At 72.6% G+C, this 22,565-nt stretch carries 19 protein-coding genes; 11 read left to right on the forward strand and 8 right to left on the reverse strand.

The window, feature by feature from the left end; translation table 11 throughout:
• Positions 1–37 precede the first annotated feature (37 nt).
• The 5 genes from A4A78_RS04565 (at position 38) to A4A78_RS04585 (ending at position 4,851) form a co-directional block, all read left to right on the forward strand.
• Entirely contained in the window at positions 38–412 is a 375-nt protein-coding gene (locus tag A4A78_RS04565; protein WP_062947193.1) for a helix-turn-helix transcriptional regulator, read from the forward strand.
• Positions 409–939 (forward strand): SRPBCC family protein, encoded by a 531-nt coding sequence (locus tag A4A78_RS04570; protein ID WP_062947194.1) that lies wholly within the window; start codon positions 409–411, stop codon positions 937–939. The genes A4A78_RS04565 and A4A78_RS04570 overlap by 4 nt, the downstream gene beginning before the upstream one ends.
• 218 nt (positions 940–1,157) lie before the next feature.
• The gene (locus A4A78_RS04575) at positions 1,158–2,846 is read left to right on the forward strand and encodes a ribonuclease J (RefSeq protein ID WP_156488552.1); all 1,689 of its coding nucleotides are present in this window, start codon (positions 1,158–1,160) and stop codon (positions 2,844–2,846) included.
• Between the two features lie 425 nt (positions 2,847–3,271).
• Entirely contained in the window at positions 3,272–3,826 is a 555-nt protein-coding gene (locus tag A4A78_RS04580) for a hypothetical protein (protein WP_062947195.1), read from the forward strand.
• 167 nt (positions 3,827–3,993) lie between these two features.
• The gene (locus tag A4A78_RS04585; protein ID WP_062947196.1) at positions 3,994–4,851 is read left to right on the forward strand and encodes a sugar phosphate isomerase/epimerase; all 858 of its coding nucleotides are present in this window, start codon (positions 3,994–3,996) and stop codon (positions 4,849–4,851) included.
• A gap of 27 nt (positions 4,852–4,878) precedes the next feature.
• On the opposite strand, the gene A4A78_RS04590 is transcribed toward A4A78_RS04585, so the two are convergent.
• The gene (locus A4A78_RS04590; protein ID WP_062947197.1) at positions 4,879–6,378 is read right to left on the reverse strand and encodes a hypothetical protein; all 1,500 of its coding nucleotides are present in this window, start codon (positions 6,376–6,378) and stop codon (positions 4,879–4,881) included.
• A 290-nt stretch (positions 6,379–6,668) separates the two neighbouring features.
• Here A4A78_RS04590 and A4A78_RS04595 point away from each other — a divergent pair, with 290 nt between their 5' ends.
• The 4 genes from A4A78_RS04595 to A4A78_RS04610 all read left to right on the forward strand — a co-directional run bounded on the left by A4A78_RS04595 (position 6,669) and on the right by A4A78_RS04610 (position 11,422).
• Positions 6,669–7,841 (forward strand): Gfo/Idh/MocA family protein, encoded by a 1,173-nt coding sequence (locus A4A78_RS04595; protein ID WP_062947198.1) that lies wholly within the window; start codon positions 6,669–6,671, stop codon positions 7,839–7,841.
• Positions 7,842–7,846: 5 nt separating this feature from the next.
• Entirely contained in the window at positions 7,847–9,187 is a 1,341-nt protein-coding gene (locus A4A78_RS04600) for a DUF993 family protein (RefSeq protein ID WP_231880834.1), read from the forward strand.
• The gene (locus A4A78_RS04605) at positions 9,184–10,065 is read left to right on the forward strand and encodes a sugar phosphate isomerase/epimerase (protein ID WP_062947199.1); all 882 of its coding nucleotides are present in this window, start codon (positions 9,184–9,186) and stop codon (positions 10,063–10,065) included. Before A4A78_RS04600 ends, A4A78_RS04605 begins: the two co-directional genes overlap by 4 nt.
• Positions 10,066–10,186: 121 nt before the next feature.
• Complete coding sequence (locus A4A78_RS04610; RefSeq protein WP_062947200.1) at positions 10,187–11,422, forward strand: multidrug effflux MFS transporter; 1,236 nt, start codon at positions 10,187–10,189, stop codon at positions 11,420–11,422.
• Between the two features lie 70 nt (positions 11,423–11,492).
• Here the strand turns inward: A4A78_RS04610 and A4A78_RS04615 are convergent, their stop codons facing one another.
• The 6 genes from A4A78_RS04615 to A4A78_RS04640 all read right to left on the reverse strand — a co-directional run bounded on the left by A4A78_RS04615 (position 11,493) and on the right by A4A78_RS04640 (position 17,333).
• On the reverse strand, positions 11,493–12,605 hold the full coding sequence (locus tag A4A78_RS04615; protein ID WP_062947201.1) for a LacI family DNA-binding transcriptional regulator: 1,113 nt from the start codon (positions 12,603–12,605) through the stop codon (positions 11,493–11,495).
• Positions 12,606–12,828: 223 nt separating this feature from the next.
• Entirely contained in the window at positions 12,829–13,821 is a 993-nt protein-coding gene (locus tag A4A78_RS04620; RefSeq protein ID WP_062947202.1) for a hydroxyacid dehydrogenase, read from the reverse strand.
• Positions 13,818–14,600, reverse strand: a complete 783-nt coding sequence (locus tag A4A78_RS04625) for a sugar phosphate isomerase/epimerase (RefSeq protein ID WP_062947203.1) — start codon at positions 14,598–14,600, stop codon at positions 13,818–13,820. The genes A4A78_RS04620 and A4A78_RS04625 overlap by 4 nt, the downstream gene beginning before the upstream one ends.
• A gap of 153 nt (positions 14,601–14,753) precedes the next feature.
• Positions 14,754–15,203: a YciI family protein gene (locus tag A4A78_RS04630; protein ID WP_062947204.1), complete on the reverse strand. Its 450-nt coding sequence runs from the start codon at positions 15,201–15,203 to the stop codon at positions 14,754–14,756.
• A gap of 186 nt (positions 15,204–15,389) precedes the next feature.
• Entirely contained in the window at positions 15,390–16,124 is a 735-nt protein-coding gene (locus A4A78_RS04635) for a CE1759 family FMN reductase (protein WP_062947205.1), read from the reverse strand.
• A gap of 51 nt (positions 16,125–16,175) precedes the next feature.
• Complete coding sequence (locus A4A78_RS04640) at positions 16,176–17,333, reverse strand: LLM class flavin-dependent oxidoreductase (protein WP_062947206.1); 1,158 nt, start codon at positions 17,331–17,333, stop codon at positions 16,176–16,178.
• A 391-nt stretch (positions 17,334–17,724) separates the two neighbouring features.
• Between A4A78_RS04640 and A4A78_RS04645 the strand changes: the two genes are divergently transcribed.
• Both A4A78_RS04645 and A4A78_RS04650 read left to right on the forward strand, forming a co-directional pair.
• Complete coding sequence (locus A4A78_RS04645) at positions 17,725–19,764, forward strand: alpha/beta fold hydrolase (protein WP_062947207.1); 2,040 nt, start codon at positions 17,725–17,727, stop codon at positions 19,762–19,764.
• A gap of 54 nt (positions 19,765–19,818) precedes the next feature.
• Positions 19,819–20,883 carry an Rv2578c family radical SAM protein gene (locus tag A4A78_RS04650; protein WP_062947208.1) on the forward strand — a complete coding sequence of 355 codons (1,065 nt, stop codon included), beginning with the start codon at positions 19,819–19,821 and terminating at the stop codon, positions 20,881–20,883.
• Between the two features lie 124 nt (positions 20,884–21,007).
• Here A4A78_RS04650 and A4A78_RS18075 read toward each other — a convergent pair whose 3' ends face one another.
• Positions 21,008–22,552: a hypothetical protein gene (locus A4A78_RS18075; RefSeq protein WP_231880835.1), complete on the reverse strand. Its 1,545-nt coding sequence runs from the start codon at positions 22,550–22,552 to the stop codon at positions 21,008–21,010.
• Positions 22,553–22,565: the final 13 nt, after the last annotated feature.

Genomic DNA, 22,565 nt, shown 5'->3' on the forward strand with positions numbered 1-22,565 from the left:
GGCACCGTCATCAACCAAACGGTTGAGAAGGAGGGTGATGGACGCCGATGACCTCTCGAGGGCCTTCGCCGCCCTCGCCGATCCCACGCGACGGGACCTCGTCTCACGCCTGACCCTCGGTGACGCCACCGTCGGCGAGCTCGCCGCCCCGTACGACATGTCCCTGCAGGCCGTGAGCAAGCACCTCACGGTCCTCGAGTCCGCCGGCCTGGTCACCCGCCGGCGCGACGCACAGCGGCGCCCCGTCCACCTCAAAGCCGAGGTGCTGGGGGAGCTGACCGACTGGATCGACCGCCACCGCACCGCCGCCGAGGCCCGCTGCTCCCGTCTCGACGACGTGCTCCAGCAGCTCGAGGACCCCGCCCCGAGCCGCGCCCCGCGCAGCACCTACTTCCCGGAGGGAACGCCATGACCGCCGCCGACCGCCCCGCCACCACGGACCGTCTGACCATCGCCGCCATCGAGGCGGATCCCGATGTCCCGCTGATCCGCATCACCCGGGACTTCCGGGCGAGCGCCGCCCAGCTCGTCCGCGCCCACACCGACCCAGAGATCTACGCCCGCTGGTGCGGTCCGAAGAGCCTCGACACCCGGATCGACCACTGGGACGCCCGCACCGGAGGCTCCTGGGCCTTCACCAACATCGACCGCGAGTCGAAGGAGGAGTACTCCTTCCACGGCAGCTTCCACGAGGTGCGCGAGGACCGTCTCGTGCAGACCTTCACCTTCGACGGCTGGCCGGACGGCGTCTCCCTGGACACGATGACCTTCGAGGACCTCGGCGACGGCTGGACCCGCATGCACAGCCAGTCCCTGCTGGACTCCTTCGAGGGCCGCGCCGGGATGCTGGAGAGCGGCATGGAGGTCGGCGTGAACGAGGGCTACGAGAAGCTTGACGCCCTGCTCGAGGGCGGGGAGGTCGAGGTCGCGGCCTCTTGAGGCGGCGCAGGCGCGGCCGACGGGCATCAGGCCCGTCGGCCGCGCCCGAAGTACTGCGCTGTCAAAGTGACAAGATCGCGGGTTCCTACGCAGGGGTGGGGAAAATATCCCCTTCTGCCGTACCGTGAACGGTGTGCTGGACGCCGCACCCCGACGAGGGGACGCGCGCGGCACCCGAGACCTCAGTCCCTGTCCCTTCGACGATTGTGAATCCCCTTATGCAGGTAGCTGCCCGCAACAAGCTGTCCGCTCCTCCTCGCCTGGCCAAGAACGGCCTGCGCATCACCCCGCTCGGCGGCCTCGGCGAGGTCGGCCGCAACATGACCGTGTTCGAGCACCACGGCAAGCTGCTCATCGTGGACATCGGCGTGCTCTTCCCGGAGGACCACCAGCCCGGCATCGACGTGATCCTGCCGGACTTCACCTCGATCCGCGACCGCCTCGACGACATCGTCGGCATCGTGCTCACCCACGGCCATGAGGACCACATCGGCGGCGTCCCGTACCTCCTCAAGGAGCGGGCCGACATCCCGCTGTACGGCTCGGAGCTCACCCTCGCCTTCATCACCGCGAAGCTCAAGGAGCATCGCATCACCCCGAAGACCATGCAGGTCAAGGCCGGGGACCGTCAGAAGGCCGGGCCCTTCGACCTCGAGTTCGTCGCGGTGAACCACTCCATTCCGGACTCCCTCGCGGTGTTCATCCGCACCTCCGCCGGCTCCGTGCTGCACACCGGCGACTTCAAGATGGACCAGTTCCCGCTCGACGGCCGCATCACCGACCTGCGCGCCTTCGCGCGCCTCGGCGAGGAGGGCGTGGACGTGTTCCTCACCGACTCGACCAACGCCGAGGTCCCCGGCTTCACCATGAGCGAGCGGGACCTCACCCCCGCGATCGACCAGGTCTTCGCGACCTCGCCGCGCCGCGTGATCGTCTCGAGCTTCGCCAGCCACGTCCACCGCATCCAGCAGGTGCTCGACGCCGCCCACGCCAACGGCCGCAAGGTCGCCTTCGTGGGCCGCTCGATGGTGCGCAACATGAAGATCGCGCGCGAGCTCGGCTACCTCTCCATCCCGCGCGGCCTGGTCGTCGACTTCCGCAAGATCCAGTCGATGCCCGACCACAAGATCACCCTGATCTGCACCGGCTCCCAGGGCGAGCCGATGGCGGCGCTGGCGCGCATGGCCAACGGCGACCACCAGATCCAGGTGGGCGAGGGCGACACCGTGCTGATGGCTTCCTCGCTGATCCCCGGCAACGAGAACGCGATCTACGGGATCATCAACAAGCTCATCGACCTCGGCGCGAACATCGTCCACAAGGGCAACGCGAAGGTGCACGTCTCCGGCCATGCGAGCGCCGGCGAGCTCGTGTACTGCTACAACATCGTGGGGCCGAAGAACGTGCTGCCGGTGCACGGCGAGTCCAAGCACCTGCACGCCAATGCCGACCTCGCCCGGAAGACCGGCGTGCCCGAGGACCGCGTGGTCGTCGGCTTCGACGGCGTGGTCGTGGACCTCGTCGACGGCAAGATCAAGGTCGCCGGCAAGGTCGACGCGGGCCTCGTCTACGTGGACGGCCAGACCATCGGCACCGCCACCGAGGACACTCTCGCCGAGCGCCGCATGCTCTCCGGCGGCGGCGTGGTCACGGTCGTCGCGCTGATCGACCCCAAGACCCACAAGCCGGTCGAGCCGGTCGAGTTCCTCACCAAGGGGTTCGTGCACGACAAGAAGACCTTCGAGGGTGCCTCCGCCCAGGTCGAGAAGGCGCTCGCGCAGTCGAAGACCGACAAGATCGACGACATCGCCGAGATCGAGCAGATCGTGGTCGACACGGTCAGCAATCACCTGCGCCGCACCTACCGCCGCGAGCCCGCGGTGATGGCCGTGGTCATCGACTCCTGAGTCCCGGCGCGGCCGACGTCCGTCGTCGGCCCCGCACGACGGCCCCTCCGGCCCGCGTCACAGCGGTGCGGGAGGGGGCGTCGGCTCAGCCGATCCAGATCTCTCAGATGTTGCTGCGGGTGAACGTGGCGACTCGATCGACATGGAGGAGCCCCTCGAGGGCCACGCGATCGTTGCCGAGCACCCCGGTGATGCGCGCGCGAGCCGTGCGTCGGCCACCTCAACGCGACAGGTTGAGTTACGGCGGGTTGAGTGAACCCGCTTCACGTGCCCGTACTTGCCCGCCGCCCTGGACCCGCCGCTGAACAGCTTGCGCCCACCGAGCCTCGTCGTGTGCGAGTCTACGGCGGTGCCGGCCGACGGGGCGGGGCACGCGCGGAGGGACGGGTGATGACAGCGACGAACACGGCTCTGAAGGTGGGGCGATGACGGCCGTCGGCGGACCCGGCGCCGGCGACGAGCCGAGCCCTGCGGGCCGGCGCGCCCCGCTGCAGCTGCGGGTCGGCGGGGCGAGCAGGGAGGAGCTGCACACCCGGCTCGCGAAGCTCGGCATCCAGCTGAACGACAGCGCCCGCACCCTGCTCGAGGACCCGTGCTTCGACACCCGCGCACCGGAGACGCTCGAGGTCGTGCAGCGCAGCCTCCACCAGCTCGGCCTCGCCTCAGGCGGCACCCTCCCGCAGATCACCGCTGCGGCACGGGCGCAGGGTCTCGTCCCGCTGCCGCCGGACACCGGCCCTTACCTCCGCCTCGCCATCACGGACCAGGGGCAGGCCCCGGACTCGATCCTCTCCGCCGGGAGGGCGCCGACCGGCGCCGTGCACGTCCACTCCGTACCTCTCCGCGCTGACCACGACTACCCCAAGGGCTTCTATCTGCGTGTCGTCGACGGCGTCACCTGGCTGCGGGGCTTTCGCTGCGACGACGAGTACGTGTGGCCGGCCGACGCCGTCCTCGCCCTGCGGGCCCCCGACGCGTGAGGGGTCCCCGCGTCATCTGACCGCGAGGCGGTGCCTGAGTGCTGAGCGCACCGCGGCGTCCGACCGAGCGGCGGTGCCTGAACGCACCGCGGCACCCCGCCGTCCCATCCCGTGGACGAAGTGGCCCAGATCACCGCCCCACGCCGTTCCTCTCCTAGGCTTCGAGAATGTTCTCCTGCCTGTCGCCCGGAGCGCTGGGGCTCCCCCTGGACCACACCGCCGCCATCGACCTCGCCGTCACGCACGGCTTCGGGGGAGTGGACCCCGACCCCGAGCACTTCCGCTCCCTCCTGGCCGACGGCGGCCTCGAGGCCGTCTCCGCCCACGGTGACGCCCTGCGGGCGAAGGGACTGCAGTGGGGGATGGCCGGCCTCCCGATCGCGCTGGACTCCCCGGCCGAGGAGTTCCGCACCGCCCTCGGCTCCCTGCCCGACGCCCTCGAGCTGCTCACCGCCGCCGGGGTCACCGCCGTCGGCACCTGGATCCGCCCCATGCACCAGACCCTCGACCATGCCGCCAACTGGCGCCTGCACGCCGGACGGCTCTCCCTGGTCTCCGAGATCCTCGCCGACCACGGGCTGCGGCTCGGGCTGGAGTACATCGGGCCGAAGACCTTCTGGTCCACCGAGCGCCACCCCTTCGTCCACGACATCACCGACGCCCGCGCCCTCATCGCCGAGACCGACGCGAGCAACATCGGCCTGATCCTCGACAGCTACCACTGGTTTACCGCCGGGGAGACCCCCGAGGACCTCACGGGCCTCGCCGCCTCCGACATCGTCTCCGTCGACATCAACGACGCCCGCCCGGACCGGGCGCGCGACGAGCAGATGGACCTCGACCGACGCCTGCCCTACGACACGGGCGTCATCGACCTCGACGGGTTCATGGGAGCGATCCGCGCGTCCGGGTTCGCCGGCCCCGTGAAAGTCGAGCCGTTCATGAAGAGCCTCGCCGAGCAGCCCGTCGACGAGGTCCTCGCCGACATCTCCACCCGCCTGGACCGGGCGATCACCGGCGCCTGACCCGCCCAGGCCTGGCCGGCGCAGCGGCTACTGGTACGAGACGAACCAGGGGCGCGGCTCCAGGGCGAAGGTCTCCTCCGGGGTGAACATCGGGGTGTCCTCGTCGTGGAAGTTCTTCCACGCCATGAAGATCCCGCCCGGCAGGTTCTGCTGGAGCGCGTTCCAGGTGGCGAGCTTGTCCTCGGGGGTGCCGTGCCCGTCGGCGTGCAGGGTGATCGCGAGCTCGGGGCGGGAGGTGTCCACGTCCTGACGGTCGGAGATCATCGAGAGGTTGAACTGGTGCAGGATCAGCACCTTCTGCGGCAGGCCGTGCTCCGCCGTGAGATCCGCGAGCCAGGTGGAGACCTCGTTGATCTCCGCCGCGGTGACCGAGCCGATCTGCTCGAGATGCTTCTGCCCCGGCTCCAGCCGCCACTCGGCATCCAGCGCCAGACCGACGTGCGGGGCGGTCAGCAGCTCCTCGTAGAGCTTCGCCTGGGTGAGGAAGTCGGTGGTGCCCGGCTGCAGGTCGAGCACCACGTACACCCCGGCCTCGCCGGCCGCGTCGATCCACTCGCGCAGGCCCTCGGCGCCGATCTCGGAGGAGAAGTCGCCGTCGCCGCCCGGCTCGGAGGAGGCGATGGTCGTGATGATCTCGAGGGCGGGGACGATCGGCTCCTCGGCGAGCCCGTCGTACTCGGCGACCATCTCCTTGACCCGTTCGAGGGTCTGCTCGAGGTCCTGCTCGCCGAGGATCCCGAGCGAGGGCACGGCGGGGGAGCCGTAGGCCGCGATCATGCGCCGGCCGGGGAAGGCGGTGATCCCGCCGCCGGGCAGCTCGGTCGTCGTCGCGGCCCGTCCCATCGCCTCCACCAGCGCCGAGGCGTCCCCGAAGGAGTCGCCGAGCGCGAGCACGCCCGCCGAGGCGTCCTCTCCGGCCGCCTCCTTTGCCGAGGCGACGCTCTCGCTGCTGCGGCCGACGTCTCCGCCGGGCGTCTCGACGACGGTGCCGCCCGCGGCCGTGACCACGGCGCTCGCGAGCGCCTGCGCGGGCGAAGCCGCCTCGGGGTCGACCAGCAGCGTCACAGCGGTCTTCGCCTCCCCGGCGGAGACCTTCGGGAGGTCGGGGTTCTCGGCGGAGAGGTCGAGCTCGACGACCTCCCGACCGTCCCCGAGATCGCCGGGATCCATGTCCGCGGGGACGACGAGGGTGCCGGCGCCGAGCCGCTCGATCTCATCGGCGACCGTCTGGTCGACGCCCGCCAGGAGTGGGGCGGGGAAGCTCTCGAGCGTCGGCAGCAGCGCCTCGATTGAGGCCTCGTCGGCGAGGACGGCGACGTCCGAGGAGGTGAACAGCGCCGCGCTCAGCGCGGCGGACGCTGCGGCGAGATCGTCGCCCGGCAGCACCGTGGTCTCGGGGGACTCGGTGCGCTCGACGGAGAGGTCACCGCCGGTGCAGGCCGCGAGGCCGCCCGCGAGCGCGAGCACCGTCGCGCCCGCGAAGCTGCGTCGGCTGAGGATCGCCGGTCGTCGGTCTCGTGCTGTCACGGCGGTGAGCTCCTCTGTGATGGGGCGGGCGTCGGCGGTCGGGCCGGCCCGGGCCGGGGCTGGTGCGGTCGCCTGGCGCCCATGCTGTCAGAGCCGAGCGGGGGCGAACGCCATGGGGTCGCCGTGTCCGTTCTCTCCGGCTGACCGCAGTCTCTCGGCGCGAGCCCGATGCGGTCGGGATGCGCTTGCCTGGTCGAGCGGCTTCATGGTCTAATCAATCAGAACGGAAAGCGGTTACCGTCGCCGGGGGCAGCGAGTGCGGCCCGACGACCTTGAAGGAGAGCAGCCACATGGCAGAACGCAGGATCGGCATCATCGTCAACGGCGCGAGCGGGCGCATGGGCTACCGCCAGCACCTGGTCCGCTCCCTCCTCGCGATCCGCGACCAGGGCGGTGTCGAGCTCGCAGACGGCGACCGGCTCATGCCGGACCTGCTGCTCGTCGGCCGCAACGAGGAGAAGCTGCGCACGATCGCCGAGCGCCACGGCCTGAAGAACTGGACCACCGACGTCGACGAAGCGCTCGCGAACCCGGACTACGAGGTCTACTTCGACGCGCTGGTGACGAACCTGCGGGTCGCGAACCTCAAGAAGGCGATCTCCGCCGGCAAGGCGATCTACACCGAGAAGCCCACCGCCGAGTCCTTCGAGGACGCGCTCGAGCTCGCCCGCCTGGCGAAGGAGGCGGGCGTCGTCAACGGCGTCGTCCACGACAAGCTCTACCTCCCCGGCCTGCTCAAGCTGCGCCGCCTGATCGACTCCGGATTCTTCGGCGAGATCCTCTCCGTGCGCGGCGAGTTCGGCTACTGGGTCTACGAGGGCGACTGGCAGACCGCCCAGCGCCCCTCCTGGAACTACCGCTCCGAGGACGGCGGCGGCATCGTCGCGGACATGTTCCCGCACTGGAACTACGTCATCGAGGAGCTCTTCGGCCGCATCGAGGACGTCTACGCCCAGACCGCCACCCACATCGGGACGCGCTGGGACGAGAAGGGCCGGGAGTACACCGCCACCGCCGACGACGCCGCCTACGGCGTCTTCCGCCTCGAGGGCGGCACCGTCGTGCAGATGAACTCCAGCTGGGACGTGCGCGTCCACCGCGACGAGCTGGTCGAGTTCCAGGTCGACGGCACCAAGGGCTCCGCCGTCGTGGGCCTCCACGGCGCGCACATCCAGCCACGCGAGGCGACCCCGAAGCCCGTGTGGAACCCCGACGTCAAGGATCCCCACAACTACTACGACGACTGGATCGAGGTGCCGGACAACGCCGGGCCCGACGGCTTCGACAACGGCTTCAAGGTGCAGTGGGAGGACTTCCTGCGCCACGTGGTGAGCGCTGCCGAAGGTTCCGAATATCCATACGACTTCCTCTCCGGCGCGCGCGGCGTGCGGCTGGCCGAGGCGGGCCTCGCCAGCTCCGCCGAGGGCCGCCGCATCACCCTCGACCCGCTGACGGAGGTGTGAGAGCCATGGGCGAGCTGCAGCTGACCCTCCTCGGCGAGGACGGCGCCCTGCGCCGCATCCCGCTCGCCGAGGCCCCCGCCTTCGCCCGCCCCACCGCGCCGCTGCGCTCCCGCGTGGTGTACGCGGCGGTGCACGTGGTCCCGCTGGTCCACGGCGACAACACTCCCGGCGCCCCTGCCCAGATCGACTGGGATGCGACTCTCGCCTTCCGCCGCACCATGTGGTCGCGCGGGCTCGGCGTGGCCGACGCGATGGACACCGCCCAGCGCGGCATGGGCCTGGACCCCGCCGCCACCCGCGAGCTCATCACCCGCACCTCCGACGCCGCCCGCGCCGCGCTCGAGGACCCCGAGATCGCCGCGGTCTTCCCCGCCGGCGCCAGGGTGAGCGACCTCGTCGTCGCCGGGGTGAACACCGACCAGCGCGAGGAGCGGGACCTGAGCCTCGACGAGATCGTCGAGGCCTACGTCGAACAGCTCCGCGCCACCGAGCACGCCGGCGCGGGGGCCGTGCTCATGGCCTCCCGCCACCTCGCCCGCACCGCGTGCTCCGCCGCGGACTACGAGGAGGTCTACCGCCGCGTCCTCGCCGAGGCGACCGCTCCGGTGGTCCTGCACTGGCTCGGCACCGTCTTCGACCCGCAGCTGGGCGGATACTTCGGCAGCGACGACCCCGCCGTCGGGGCGGACACCCTCCTGCGCATCATCGAGGCGGACCCCACGAGGATCCGCGGCGTGAAGATGAGCCTGCTGGACGACGCCGCCGAGATCGCCGTGCGCGAGCGCCTCCCCGAGGGCGTGCGCATGCTGACCGGCGACGACTTCCACTTCTCCCACCTCATCGTCGGCGACGGCACCACCACCTCCGCGACCGACGGGCAGCAGGTGCGCGGGGAGTACTCCGACGCGCTGCTCGGGGCCTTCGCCGCGACCGCTCCCGCCGCCTCCGCCGCCGTGCAGGCGCTGGACCGCGGGGACGTGGACGAGGCGGGGCGCATCCTGGATGCCGCCGAGCAGCTGGGGCGGCACGTCTTCTCCGCCCCGACCTACCACTACAAGACCGGGGTCGCGTTCCTGGCCTGGCTGAACGGCCACCAGCAGGCGTTCACCATGGTGGGCGGCATGCACTCCGCCCGCAGCCTCCCGCACCTCTCGCGCACCATCGAGCTCGCCGCCACCACCGGCAACCTCGAGGACCCGGCGCTGGCCGCCGAGCGCTGGCACGGGATGCTGCGACTGGCCGGCTACGACATCGAGGCCGACGCTTCGGCCGGCGGCCGGGCTCCCGCAGCGGGCGGCGCTTTCGCCCGCGACACCCAGGCCGTCCGGACAGGAGCCCTCGCATGACCACACAGACCAGCACCCCGACGAGCGTGACCAGCGAGGCCACCACGGTGCCGCGCCTGTCCCTGAACCGCTGGACCTTCCGCACCACGCCGGTGCAGGAATTCCTCGAGGCGACCGTCTCGCGCGGCATCGGCGCGGTGGGCCTGTGGCGCCAGGACGTCGAGGAGGTGGGCCTGGACGCGCTGCGCCGCCGCGTGGACGATGCCGGGCTGCGCGTCAGCTCCCTGTGCCGCGGCGGGTTCCTCACCGCCTCCGCCGAGGCGGACCGTGCCGCGGCGCTCGACGACAACCGTCGGGCGATCGACGAGACCGCGATGCTGGGCGCCCCCACGCTCGTCATGGTCGTCGGCGGTGTGGACCGCGCCGACAAGGACATCGTCGGCGCCCGTGCCCGGGTCGCCGAGGCGATCACGGAGCTCGCCCCCTACGCCGAGGAGCGGGGCGTGAGCCTCTCCCTCGAGCCGATGCACCCGATGTTCGCCGCCGACCGGGCCGTGCTCTCCACCATCGATCAGGCCCTCGACATCGCCGAGGCCTCCGGCAGCTCCGACGTCGGCGTCGTCGTGGACACCTACCACGTGTGGTGGGACCCGTCCCTCGAGCGCGCCATCCAGCGCGCCGCGGCCTCGGACCGCCTGCTCGCCTACCAGGTGTGCGACTGGAACCTGCCGCTCGCCGCCGAGCCGCTGCACTCCCGCGGCTACATGGGCGACGGCTTCATCGACTTCCCCGCGATCACCCGCATGATCGCCGCGGCCGGCTTTACCGGCGACATCGAGGTGGAGATCTTCAACGAGGACGTCTGGGCGACCCCCGCCGAGGAGTCGGCGCGGATCATCGCCGAGCGGTACGAGGAGCTCGTGCTGCCCTACGCGTGAGGCACCGGGCTGCGGGCCCCTGTCGCCGCCGGGGTGCCCTGCCAGGGCCTGGCTCGCGCCGGGAGGGGGTGGTGGACTCGAGCCGTCCCCACCCCCTGCGCGAGGAAGGTCCCCGCCTGCCGTGACCACCACCCGTCCCGCCCCGTCCGCGCCGGCCGTCTCCCGGGCCCTGCCCTGGATCCTGCTGCTGCTGACGGTCTTCGGGCCCATCTCGATGGACCTCTACCTCCCGGCGCTGCCCGCGCTGACCCGGGAGCTCGAGGCCACCACCTCGATCGCCCAGCTCACCGTGACCGCCTGCCTGCTGGGACTCGCCGCGGGGCAGCTGCTCGCGGGCCCCGTCTCCGACCAGCATGGACGACGCCGCATCCTGCTGATCGGGGTGGCCGCCTATGTGCTCACCTCGACCCTGTGCGCGCTGAGCCCCAGCATCGAGGTGCTGGTCGCAGCCCGTTTCGTGCAGGGCCTCGCCGGCGGCGTCGGCATCGTCATCGCCCAGGCCGCAGGGCGCGACATCTTCGACGGCCGCGAGCTGATCCGCTTCTACGGCCGCCTCGCGGTCGCCGGTCCCACCGCCGCGATCGTCGGCCCGATGATCGGCGGGCTGCTGAACACGTTCATGGACTGGCGCGGCCTGTTCGGGTTCCTCGCCCTCGTCGGCCTCGTCCTGCTGCTGATGTCGGCGACGCTGTTCACCGAGACGCTCCCGCCCGAGCGGCGCACCGCGGGCGGGCTGCGTCGCACCGGCTCCGCGCTGCGGATCCTCGTCGCGGACCGGGTGTTCGTCGGCGCCGTGCTCACGCAGGGCTTCGTCTTCGCGGCGATCTTCTCGTATCTCGCCGGGTCCACCTTCGTGCTCCAGGAGATCTACGGCCTGTCCCCGCAGTGGTACGCGGCCGCATTCGCCCTGAACTCCGCCGGAGGAGTGTTCTTCGGCTGGCTGGGCGGCCGCACCGCCGAGCGGTGGAACGTCCACGGCGCGCTGTTCCTCGGGATCGCGCAGACCGGCAGCGGGTGCCTGGGTCTGCTGCTGGCAGGTCTCGTGCCGATGCCTCTCGCGGTCGTGATCGCCTCGCTCTTCCTGCTCGCCTCGGGGGCGCAGTTCTCGTCCCCTGCGGGCACCACGCTCGCGCTGTCCGAGTACCCGCAGATGGCCGGCACCGCAGGCTCGATCCTCGGCACCGCCCGCTACGGCTTCGGGGGTCTTGCCGCTCCCTTCGTCGGGATCGCCGGCTCGCAGAGCATCCTGCCGCTGGGCGTGATCACCACCGGCGCCGCAGTGCTCGCCGCGGCCGGTGCCCTGCTGACGCTGCGTCGCCGGGTCCCCGCGGCGGAGGTGCCCGCCGCGGTGGGCTGATCCCGGCGGCATTCCCCATCGGCCGACTCGCCGCCCGCGTCGGGCGCGGGGACGGGCGGATCGCGCCCGGTCAGCGCGGTGCGATCCCCGTCGATTCGCGCAGCGCCACGTCCCCGCGCACCCGCACCTCGCGCGCTGCGTCGGCCGCGCCGCCGGCCGACGGCTCCTCGCCCGTGCCGCTCGCGGCCTCCGCCTCGTCCGCCGACCGGTGCGCGGGGGCGACGCCCTCGAGCACCCACGCCGCCGCCTGCGCCGCCATCTCCGACAGCGGCAGCGCGATCGTGGTCAGCGAGGGGTTCGCGTCCGCCGCGGCGGTCACCCCGCCGAAGCCGGCGACCGCGACCTGGCCGGGCACGTCCAGGCCGCGACGGCGCAGCTCGCCGAGCGCGCCAAGGGCCATCACGTCGGCCGGGGCGAACAGGCACAGCGGGCCCTGGTCGGAGCCGCCGGCTCCCTCGAGATGCTCCTGGATGCGGGCGGCGAGCTCGAGCCCGCCCTCGCGGGTGAGGTCCGCGGCGATGCTCAGCTCGGGCTCGATCCCCGCCTCCGTCAGCGCGGCGATGAAGCCGCTGGTGCGGGAGCCGGCCGACGGGATCCCGGCGATGCCCTCGACCACGGCGAAGCGGCGATGCCCCTCGACGACCAGGGCGGTGGCGAGCTCGTGGGAGTCCGCGGCGTCGTCGGAGATGATCGTGCGGCCCACGCCCAGGGACTGACCCAGCCCCACGACCTTTCCGCCGTTGCGCTCGAAGCCGTGCAGCAGCGTGCTGATCGCGGTGTCGTCCTCGGTGCCGTAGCGGTGCGTGCCCACCAGCACGAGCGCGTCCACCTGCTGGGCGATCAGGGAGCGCAGCGCCCGCACCTCGGTGTCGATCCGGCGATCGGTCTGCGTGAGCAGCACCTGGGACTGCGAGGCGAACAGCTGCTGCTGGATCTCGCCCGCGATGGTCGCGAAATACGGATCGGCGAGGTCGTGCACGACCAGTCCGATCAGCCCCGAGCGGGAGCGGGCCAGGGCCTGGGCCTGGGCGTTGGGGACGTAGCCGAGCCGGTCCGCGGAGGCGCGCACCCGTTCGGCGACCTCCTTGCCGGGCACGCGGGCCGAGCCGTTGAGGACGCGGGAGGCGGTGGCGAGCGAGACGCCCGCATCCTGGGCGACGTCGCTGAGGCGCACGGCGGGCATCGGGGGCTCCTTCGTGGTGAGGCGGTCCTCCCGTCGGCGATCGTTTGGGCGATGCGCACCGGAGCAGTCCGACGGGTCCGACGGGAGGGTCCGGCAGGGCTGCCGGGGTGGGTCGACGAGTGGGGTGGGAAACGCTGTCCCGGGAGGGCCAGCATAACGAGGCGATCACGGCCGCGAGGCCGGCACGGCAGGTCGGGGAGCGTGATCCCGGTCGGGATACGGGTCAGGCCGTGGAGTCCCGGCGGCTCCCGTCCACGGGATAGCGCGGCGGCTCCCCGGCGGCGAGCCGTCGCAGCTCCTCGAGCGCGGCCTCGCCCATGCGGTGCAGCTCGTTGCCCTGGGAGCCGGCGAGGTGCGGGGTCAGCTGCGCGAGCTCCGCCTCCCACAGCGGGTCGTCGTCGGCGAGATCGTCGTGCACGTCGAGGATCGCGCTGAGCCGGCCCGAGAGCACCTCGTCCCGCAGCGCGTCGATGTCCACGAGCGCGGGACGGGCGGTGTTGAGGAAGGTGGTGCCGTCGCGCATCAGGCCGAGCAGCTCGCGGGTGACCATGCCCGTTGTCGAGGGCACGTCCGGGGCGTGCAGGCTCACCACGTCGCTGCGGGCGTAGAGCTCCTCCGGCTCGACCTTCCTCGCGCCGAGCTCCGCGATCTGCTCGGCGCCGACGAACGGGTCGGTGACCAGCACCTCGAGGTCGAAACGGCGCAGGTGCTCGGCCACCAGCGTCCCGATCCGGGAGGCGCCGATCAGGCCGACGACCCCGCCGTGGTTCCCGATCCCGGGATCGGCGGCCGTGGCCAGGCCGACGGTGCGCTCGCGCCGGTAGCGTGCCTGCTGGGCGAGGGTCCGCTTCCCGGCGAGCAGGATCTGCGCGAGCGCGTACTCGGCGACCGGGACGGCGTTCGCCTCGGTCGCGGAGGTCACCACGATGTCGCCTCTGTCCCACACGGCGTCGGTGACGACGAAGCGGACGGTGCCGGCGGTGTGCACGATCGCGCGCAGGCGCGGCATCCGCGCGAGCGCCGCGGCGTCGACGGCGGGGGAGTCCCAGCCGGTGACCAGCACCTCCACCTCGGCGAGCTCCTCGTCCGGCGCGGCGGAGAGGTCCGGGACGGTGCGGGAGACGTCGGTGCCGGTGATCTCCGCGAGACGCTCCCGCTGGGCGGGGGAGAACATCCTGTCCTGCAGGCCCTCGGGCATCGCGAGCAGCGTCCTCATCGGGCGAGCTCCTCGCCGGCGGTGATCAGGGTGCGCAGGGTGTCCGCCTCGCGGGGCAGCAGCGCGGGGGCGTCGCCCGGCACGAACTCCAGCAGCGCATCGCGGTCCGCGCCGTTCGCGGCGAGGATCGCGAAGGCCGGCTCCCACAGGTCCGAGCGCTCGGCGAGCGGCAGGCGCTCGTGGCCCGGCCACCAGGAGAAGACGTGGATCGTGGAGGTGCGGGGCAGCGCCTGGCGCAGCGTGTCCAGCGCCGGTTCGACGGGCATGTCCTGATGCGGCTGCCAGTAGGTGAGCACGTTCGTCCGTCCCACCTCGTCCAGCAGGCGCAGGGTCGAGCCGATCTCGTCGGTGAGGGTGCCGCCGTGGAACTCGAGCCCGAGCTCCAGCCCGTGCGCGGCGACGCGGTCGGCGAACTCCCGGATCCGGCCGACGGTGACGGCGCGGTCCTCGGCGGACGTCTCCGCCGAGCCGGTGCGGGTCGCCCACACCCGGATCCGCGGGGCGCCGAGCGCGCGGGCCGCGGCGATCACCGCCCCGCCCGCGGCGTGCACCTCCTCGTCGGAGCCGACGAAGGTGAGATAGGAGCCGTAGGAGGTGACCGCGAGGCCCGCCTCCTCGGTGACGGTGCGGGCGTGGGTGGCCGCGTCGAGGTCGCCCGGCGGGACGTGCGCGTCCCCGGCCCACTCGATGCCCTCGAGCCCGGCGGAGGCGGCGTGGCGCACCACCTCCTCGACCGGCAGGGAGCGGAAGGTGACGGAGCACAGGCCCGGGCGGATCATGACGACTCTCCGATCTCGACAAGGCGGGAAAGCGGTTGCGTCCAGGCTATCGCAGGTCCGCGAAGTGCCCGACGGGTCACCCGTGGGGTCCGGTCCGACGCGGTCGGAAGGCAGGCGCCCGACGGGTCGGAACCGAGGGGCCGGCCGCCCGGATCAGCCCTCGCGCTGCGCCCGCTCGGCCTCCTCCTGCCGCCAGACCTTCTCCTTGGCGATGTACTCGTTGTCCTCCGAGACGAGCTCCGCGATCTCCTCGTCGCCGTGGATCCGTCGCACCTCGAGCTTCATGCCGGGGCCCAGCGGGCAGCGCTCCGCCCACTGCCGCGCCTCCTCGCGGGAGGGCACGTTCAGGATCCAGAAGCCGTTGAACAGCGACTCCGTCGGCCCGTAGGGCTCCTCGGAGAGGGTGGGCGGGGTGGAGGAGAAGTCGAGCACGAAGTTCTCCTCCGCGCCCGCATCGGTGAGCCCCTCGCCGCCGGCGAGCACTCCCGCGTCGTGCATCGCCTCGTTGTAGGCACCCATCTGGTTGACGACCTCCTCGAAGTCGACCTCGGCGCTCGCAGCGAGGGCGGCATCGGTCGCGCGCATGATCAGCATGTATTTCATCGGGGCTCCTGCCGTGGGGTTCGCGGCGATCCGCGGGCCGTCTGCGCTCAGCGTACGGCCGCCTCGATCTGGGCACGCGGCGAACGGGCGGATCAGGTCAGCCGAAGCCCGCCGCCTCACCGCCAGGGAGACGCAGACCGGCCCGGGGCCGTGACGGTCCCGGGCCGTTCGAGGTGACGTGCCGGATCAGCGGCGGGGCAGCAGATCGCCCATCGGCACGAAGTCGGCGAACTCGGGGTCCAGGGCGGGCCGCGCGGGGGCGGCGTCGGCCGATGCGTCCTCGACGGCCAGCGTCTCGGCGGAGCCGTCGGCCGCAGAAGTCTCGGCCGCGGCGCCGTCGGCCGGGAGCGCCGTCCCCCGACGAGCCCGAAGCATCGTCGCGAGCTCACCGGCCGCGCGACGCACGCGCGCCGCGAGCGGCCGCTCGTCGGCCTGCCCCTCGGTGTCCGCGCCGAAGTCCGCCGAGGCCGCGAACACGGAGGTCGGCACGAGATCCGCCTTCAGGTAGCCGAACATCGGGCGGATCGCGTAGTCGATCGCGAGGGAGTGGCGGGCGGTGCCGGCGGTCGCGCCGACCAGCACCGGCTTCGCCTTCCACAGCTCGACGTCCAGCGCGTCGAAGAACGTCTTGAACAGCCCGGCCGGTCCCGCGTTGAAGATCGGGGTGACCGCGATGACGGCGTCCGCCGCGCGCACCTGCTCGATCACCATCGAGAGGCGCTCGCTCGGGAAGCGGGTCAGCAGCGCATCGGTGAGGTCGTGCGCGTACTCGCGCAGCTCGATGGTGGTCACCTCGACCGCGGTGCCGTCGGCCCCGAGCGCGGCCGAGGCCTCACGGGTCAGCTGGTCGGCGAGCATGCGCGTGGAGCTCGGGGTGGAGAGTCCTGCGGACAGGGCGAGCAGGCGGATCGTGCCGGTCATGAGGGGATCCTCTCGGGTCGAGGCGGGACGTGTCGGGGGCGGCCGGCCCGGTCAGCGGCGGGCGTCCTCGGCGCGCAGGCCGGTCCAGTTGTCGCCGGTCTCGAACTTGTAGCTGTCGTCGAAGGCGCCTCGCTCGGCCTCGGCGGCGGCGACCCGGGCGGCGTGGGTGGGCGCCTCGGGGACGTCGGCGGGCTTGCGGGCCTCGAGCTCGCGGCGCAGCACCGGGATGACCTCGGTGCCCAGCAGCTCGATCTGCTCCAGGACCGTCTTCTGCGGCAGGCCCGCGTGGTCCATCAGGAACATCTGGCGCTGGTAGTCGCCGACGTGGTCGGCCATGGTCAGGTAGCGCTCGACGACCTGCTCGGGGGAGCCGACGGTCAGCGGGGTCTGCGCGGTGAAGTCCTCCATCGAGGGGCCGCCGCCGTAGACGGGGGCGTTGTCGAAGTAGGGGCGGAACTCGTTCCACGCGTCCTGGGAGTTCTTGCGCATGAACGCCTGGCCGCCGAGACCCACATAGGCCTGGTGCGCCTTGCCGTGGCCGTAGTGCTCGTAGCGCTCGCGGTACAGCTGCACCATCTGCTTGGTGTGGCTCATGGGCCAGAAGATGTTGTTGTGCAGGAAGCCGTCGCCGTAGTACGCGGCCTGCTCGGCGATCTGCGGAGAGCGGATCGAGCCGTGCCACACGAAGGGCGCCACGCCGTCCAGCGGGCGCGGGGTGGAGGTGAACTGCTGCAGCGGGGTGCGGAACTGGCCCTCCCAGTTCACGACGTCCTCGGTCCACAGCCGGCGCAGCAGGTCGTAGTTCTCGATCGCGATCTCGATGCCCTTGCGGATGTCCTGCCCGAACCAGGGGTAGACGGGGCCGGTGTTGCCGCGGCCCATCACGAGGTCCACGCGGCCGCCGGTGAGGTGCTGCAGCATCGCGTAGTCCTCGGCGATCTTCACCGGGTCGTTGGTGGTGATCAGCGTGGTCGCGGTGGAGAGGATGATCCTCTCGGTCTGCGCGCCGAGATAGGCGAGCGTGGTGGTGGGGGAGGAGGTGACGAAGGGTGGGTTGTGGTGCTCGCCGATCGCGAAGACGTCCAGGCCCACCTGCTCGGCGAGCCTGCCCATCTCGATCATGTTCTTCAGGCGCTCGTTCTCGGTGGGCACCTTCCCGGTCATGGGATCGGGGGTGATGTCGGCGATGGTGAAGATTCCGAACTGCAAGGTGTGCTCCTTGAGGTGCGTCGCGGGCGTCCGGGAGGGCGGCGGCGGGGTCCCGTTTCGGACCCTCCGAAAAGATGCTGCAACTTTAAACTATCTCGGAGAGGGTGGCAACCCCGACGTGACCCCGGTCGCCCTCGCCGGCCGCACCGCCGCTGAGCCGAGCCCTCTTCTGTGCCGACCCCGAGTCCGCTCCGTCCCGAACGACGTCGAGCTCTCGCCCGCGGTCGAGACGTAGATTTCCGTCCGTATGGAGCGTCATAGGGGCGGAAACCTACGTCTCGGCGAGTGCGTGGGCGCGTCGGTGCGTGGCTGCGAGGATCGGGAGTGAGCGCGCCCGCGATCTGCGCATTCGCGCCCGTCGGCCGACGGGCAGGTGCGAGGATGGCGAGCCATGACCTCCACGAGCATCGAGACCCTGCTGGACGCGACCCGACTGGCCGCCCTCGAGACCACCGAGGGAGGGAGGATCGTGGCGAAGGTGTCCGGCCTCGATCAGAAGGGCACCTCCTACCGCGGCTCCCTCGTCGAGATCGACGGGGACCGCCTGCTCCCGCTCACCCGCGGCAGCGCCTCCGTCGGCGCCGTGGCGCTCGCCGAGGACGGCACCACCTACTTCACCGCCAAGCGCGTGGGCGAGGACGGAGAGGAATCCGAGGACGCCCAGCTGTGGGCCCTGCCCGCCCGGGGCGAGGCGCGCGAGCTCGCGAACCGTCCCGGCGGATTCGGCGGCCTCGTCGTCGCCGGACGCCACCTGGTCACCGAGCTCGAGGTCCACTCCCAGGCGGCCGACGAGGCCGAGCACGCCGAGCTCACAGCGACGCGGAAGAAGGCCAAGGTCAGCGCCGCCTTCCATGCAGGCTTCCCGACCCGGTACTGGGATCACGACCTCGGCCCCACGCGCCCGGTCCTCGCCATCGCCGCCCTGCCCGAGGACCTCGCCGCCGCCGAGCGCACCGCCGCGCCCTCGGCCGACGGGGCCGACGCGGACGAGGACGCCCCCACCCAGGTCCTCCACTTCCGCCACGTCACCATGCCGCCCGGACGCCTCGAGGGTTGGACCGCTGACCGCAGCGGCGAGCAGGCCCTCGTCGCCATGGCCGACTCCCGCGGTGACCGCCTCGCCGTCACCGACCTCTACCTCCTCGACCTCGTCGGCGCCCAGCCGCCGCGCCTGCTGCGCGAGGGGACGAACGAGGTCGAGTACGGCCCCGCCGAGTTCAGCCCCTCCGGCGACCGGGTCCTCATCGGCCGCCACCGCCACTGGACGCAGACCGCCTCGCTCCACGCGGGGGTCGAGCTGCTCGACCTCGCCACCGGAGAATCCGCCCCCGTCTGGCCGGAGCTCGACCACTGGGTCGACCCCGTCTGGCTGGACGAGAACACCCTGGTCGCCGCCTCCGACGACACCGGCCGCGGTGCCGTCTGGATCGGCGACGTCACCGACGCCGCGCCGCACCGCCTCGCCGGCGGCCCCGGCCAGGACCTCGCCTTCTCCGACCTCTCCATCGCCGGCGGCGAGATCATCGCCTCCGCCTCCGGGATCGCCGTCGCCCCGCACCCGGTGCGGATCGACCGCGGCAGCGGCGCCGTCGAGGAGCTGCCGAACCCGGCCGACGCGCTCGCCCAGCCGGGCACGCTCACCGAGGTCACCGCCGCCGCGGAGGACGGCACGGAGCTGCGGGCCTGGCTGCGCCTGCCCGCCGGCAAGGGGCCGCACCCGCTGGTCGTGTTCGCCCACGGCGGTCCCTGGGGCTCCTGGAACGCCTGGACCTACCGCTGGAACCCCGGCCCCTTCGCCGACGCCGGCTACGCGGTGCTGCTGCCGGACCCCGCGATCTCCACCGGCTACGGCCAGTCCATGATCGACCGCGGCCAGCACGAGCTCGGCGGCGCCCCGTTCACCGACATCATGGCGCTGACCGACCAGGCGATCGCGCGCGAGGACATCGACGAGGCCCGGACCGCCTTCGCCGGCGGTTCCTACGGCGGGTACATGGCCAACTGGGTCGCCGGGCACACCGGGGACCGGTTCCGCTGCATCGTCACCCACGCCTCGCTGTGGGACACCGAGTCCATGGGCCGCACCACCGACAACGCCGCCTGGCACCGCCCGATGCTCGCCCAGAACGCGCGCTACAACCCCCGCGACTTCGTGGGCGAGATCGTGGCGCCGATGCTCGTCATCCACGGCGACAAGGACTACCGCGTCCCGATCGCGCAGGGCCACGCCCTCTGGTACGACCTCCACGAGTACTCGGCCACCCCGCGCGACGCGCAGGGCCGCAGCCGCCACCGCTACCTGTACTTCCCCGACGAGGGCCACTGGATCCAGGGCCGCGGCAACGCGCAGGTCTGGTACGAGACCTTCCTCGGCTTCCTCGACGAGCACGTGCGCGGGACGGAGTGGGAGCGGCCCGCGACCCTCGGTTGAGCGGGCGGCCCTCCACGCTTGACGCCGCTTCGAACGCATGTTCGACTATCGGTCATGCGTTGGAGCGGACAGGAGATCGGCCCGGGGTCGGAGCGGCAGGCGGGCGCGCCCGCGCTGCTGGGCCTGTCGGGCCTGGTGCGCAGCGTGACCACGCCCGAGTTCCAGGGGGTCACCTTCCACGAGGTCACCGCGAAGTCGGCGCTGAACCGCGTGCCCGCCGCCAGCTCGATGCCCTTCGAGTGGACGGTGAACCCGTATCGCGGCTGCTCCCACGCCTGCGTGTACTGCTTCGCCCGCAGCACCCACCGCTATCTCGACCTCGATGCGGGCGCCGACTTCGACCAGCAGGTGATCGTGAAGGTCAACGTCGCCGAGGTGCTGCGGGCCGAGCTCGCCCGCCGCTCCTGGCGAAGGGACCTCGTCGCGCTCGGCACCAACACCGACCCGTACCAGCGGGCCGAGGGCCGCTACCGGCTCATGCCCGGGATCATCGACGCGCTCGCCGAGTCCGGCACGCCGCTGTCGATCCTCACCAAGGGCACCCTGCTGCGGCGTGACCTGCCGCAGCTCGAGCAGGCCGCCCGTCGCGTCCCCGTGGACCTCTCGATGTCGATCGCGGTGTTCGACGACGCGCTCCAGAAGGCCGTCGAGCCCGGCACCCCTACTACCGCGGCCCGGCTCGCGACCGTGCGCGCCGCGGCTGACGCCGGCTTCGCCGTCACCGTCTTCCTGATGCCGATCATGCCCTGGCTGACCGACTCGGACGCGCAGCTCGACGACGCCCTCGCCCGGATCGCCGAGGCTGGCGCCTCCCGCGTCGTGTTCGGGGCGCTGCACCTGCGGCCCGGGGCGAAGGAATGGTTCCTCGAGTGGATCCAGCGCGAGCACCCGCACCTGGCGACCGGGTACCGACGCTTCTACGGAAGCTCCTCCTACGCCCCGGCGAGCTACCGCGCCCAGCTCGCCCGGCGCCTGCGGCCCCTGCTGCGGCGCCACGGCCTGGACGCCCGGGAGGACGAGGACCAGCCGGAGCAGCGACGCCTCGCCCGTGGATCCGCACGCCGGCCCTCCTCGCCGCCGCCCGCCCTCGATCCGATGCCGCAGCCGTCCCTGTTCTGACGGAGGCGCCCGTCCCGGCGCGCCCCGGCAGTCCGCCCCGTCCGCGCTCGGCCCCGGAGGCCTGGCCCGTCCTGCGCACGGCCACGGATCCCGCGCCGCGTCGGCGGCGCGTCGACCGGCCGGCTCAGGCGACGGCGTCGGGCGCGGCGGACCAGGTGTCGCAGCTGCGCAGCACGCCCTCGCTGTCCTTCCCCTGCCACACCCACACCGCACGGGCCTCGGCGCTCGGCTCCCCGGCGGTCGCGGGCGCGGCCTGCGCGTCGACCGAGGTCACGAAGCCCTCGACCCTGCCCGCGGGACGGATGCCCTCCGGCATCCGATAGACGGCCGCGGAGGCGACGCACGAGACCTGCAGGGCGTAGCGGCGCTGCGACTCCTCGGCGCGCTCCGGCTCCTCGGCCAGGGAGATCAGCAGCGTCCCGAAGTAGTCGTCCAGCGAGACGGCGCTCATCGCGAACAGCGCGTAGGAGTAGGAGAGGTGCCACATGTACAGCTGCGGCACCTCCTCCGCATCGGTGTTCGAGAAGCCGGGGTCCCAGGCCGCGGGCCAGTACAGGGTGTTGTCGGCCTGGCACACCACGGGCGTCGCCTCGGAGAAGCGCACAGGATCGCAGGCCGAGTCCTCGGGCAGCGCGTCGACGGTGTAGACGACGACCACGGGGCCGGTGAAGTCGACGCCGACCGCGCCGAGCGCCTCGCCCCAGCTCGACTCGAGGCAGCCGGCCCCGGCCTCGAGATAGCCGGTCAGCTCCTCCGGTGCGAGTGCGCCGCCGTCGGTCGGCGGCAGCTCGCAGCCGTCGGGGGCCTGCAGCGTCGCCTCCTGCAGCGGGTTCTCGGCGAGGACCTGCTCGAGGTCGTCGGCGGTGCCGGTGGGCTCCTGCCCCTCCTCGAGCGGCTGCCAGACGCCGGGCTCGGACTGGGCGGAGCTGCTCGAGGGCTCCGCGGCGGGGGTCGGCTCCGCGTCGCGATTGCCGAGCCACACCGCGGTCAGGCCGCCGCCCACGCCCAGCAGCAGGAGCAGCGCGCAGCCGAAGGCGATCGCCGGCACCAGCAGTCCGCGCCGGCGAGGACCGGTCGCGTCGATCCCGGGCGGGGCGCCGGGCGGTGCGGGGGAGGAGGCCGACGGACTCCCGTCGGCCGGCTGCGCTCCCTGCGACGGCGAGACGGGCCACGGTCCGGTCGAGCGGGCCGGGGAGGCCGACGGCGTCCCGCCGAGAGATGCCGAGGGCGGCTCCGCCGGCGGAGCCGGGGACTGCGGCGCCGACGAGGTCGGGGACCGCCGTCCCGAGGCGGTCGACGCGGCGGGGTACTCGAAGCGGGGTCGCTGGTCGAAGCGCTGGATCGGACCGGTGTCGGGCAGGAAGGGCCTGCCGCCGGGGGAGGGGTCGAACAGCCCGCCGCCGGGGCGGCGCACCACGGTGTCGGCGTCGGCGTCCGAGAGAGGGGTTTCGTGGACCAGCGCCTCCCCGTCGGCCTCCCGGGGTGGTGCCTCGCGCAGCATGGTGTCGTCCTCGGGCAGGTCCTCGCCGGAGCCGTCCGGCCCGGCCCCCTCGGCGCCGCCGGGGCGGTCGTCGGCCGGGGCCCATTCCGAGGACGTGCGTCGGACGGTGTCCTCGAGGTCGGGATCCGTCGGGGAGCCGTTCCCGGACTCGCCGCGCTGATCGCTCATCGTCCTCCTTCCC

This window comes from Brachybacterium sp. sponge (genome assembly GCF_001613775.1).
Taxonomy (GTDB): domain Bacteria; phylum Actinomycetota; class Actinomycetes; order Actinomycetales; family Dermabacteraceae; genus Brachybacterium; species Brachybacterium conglomeratum.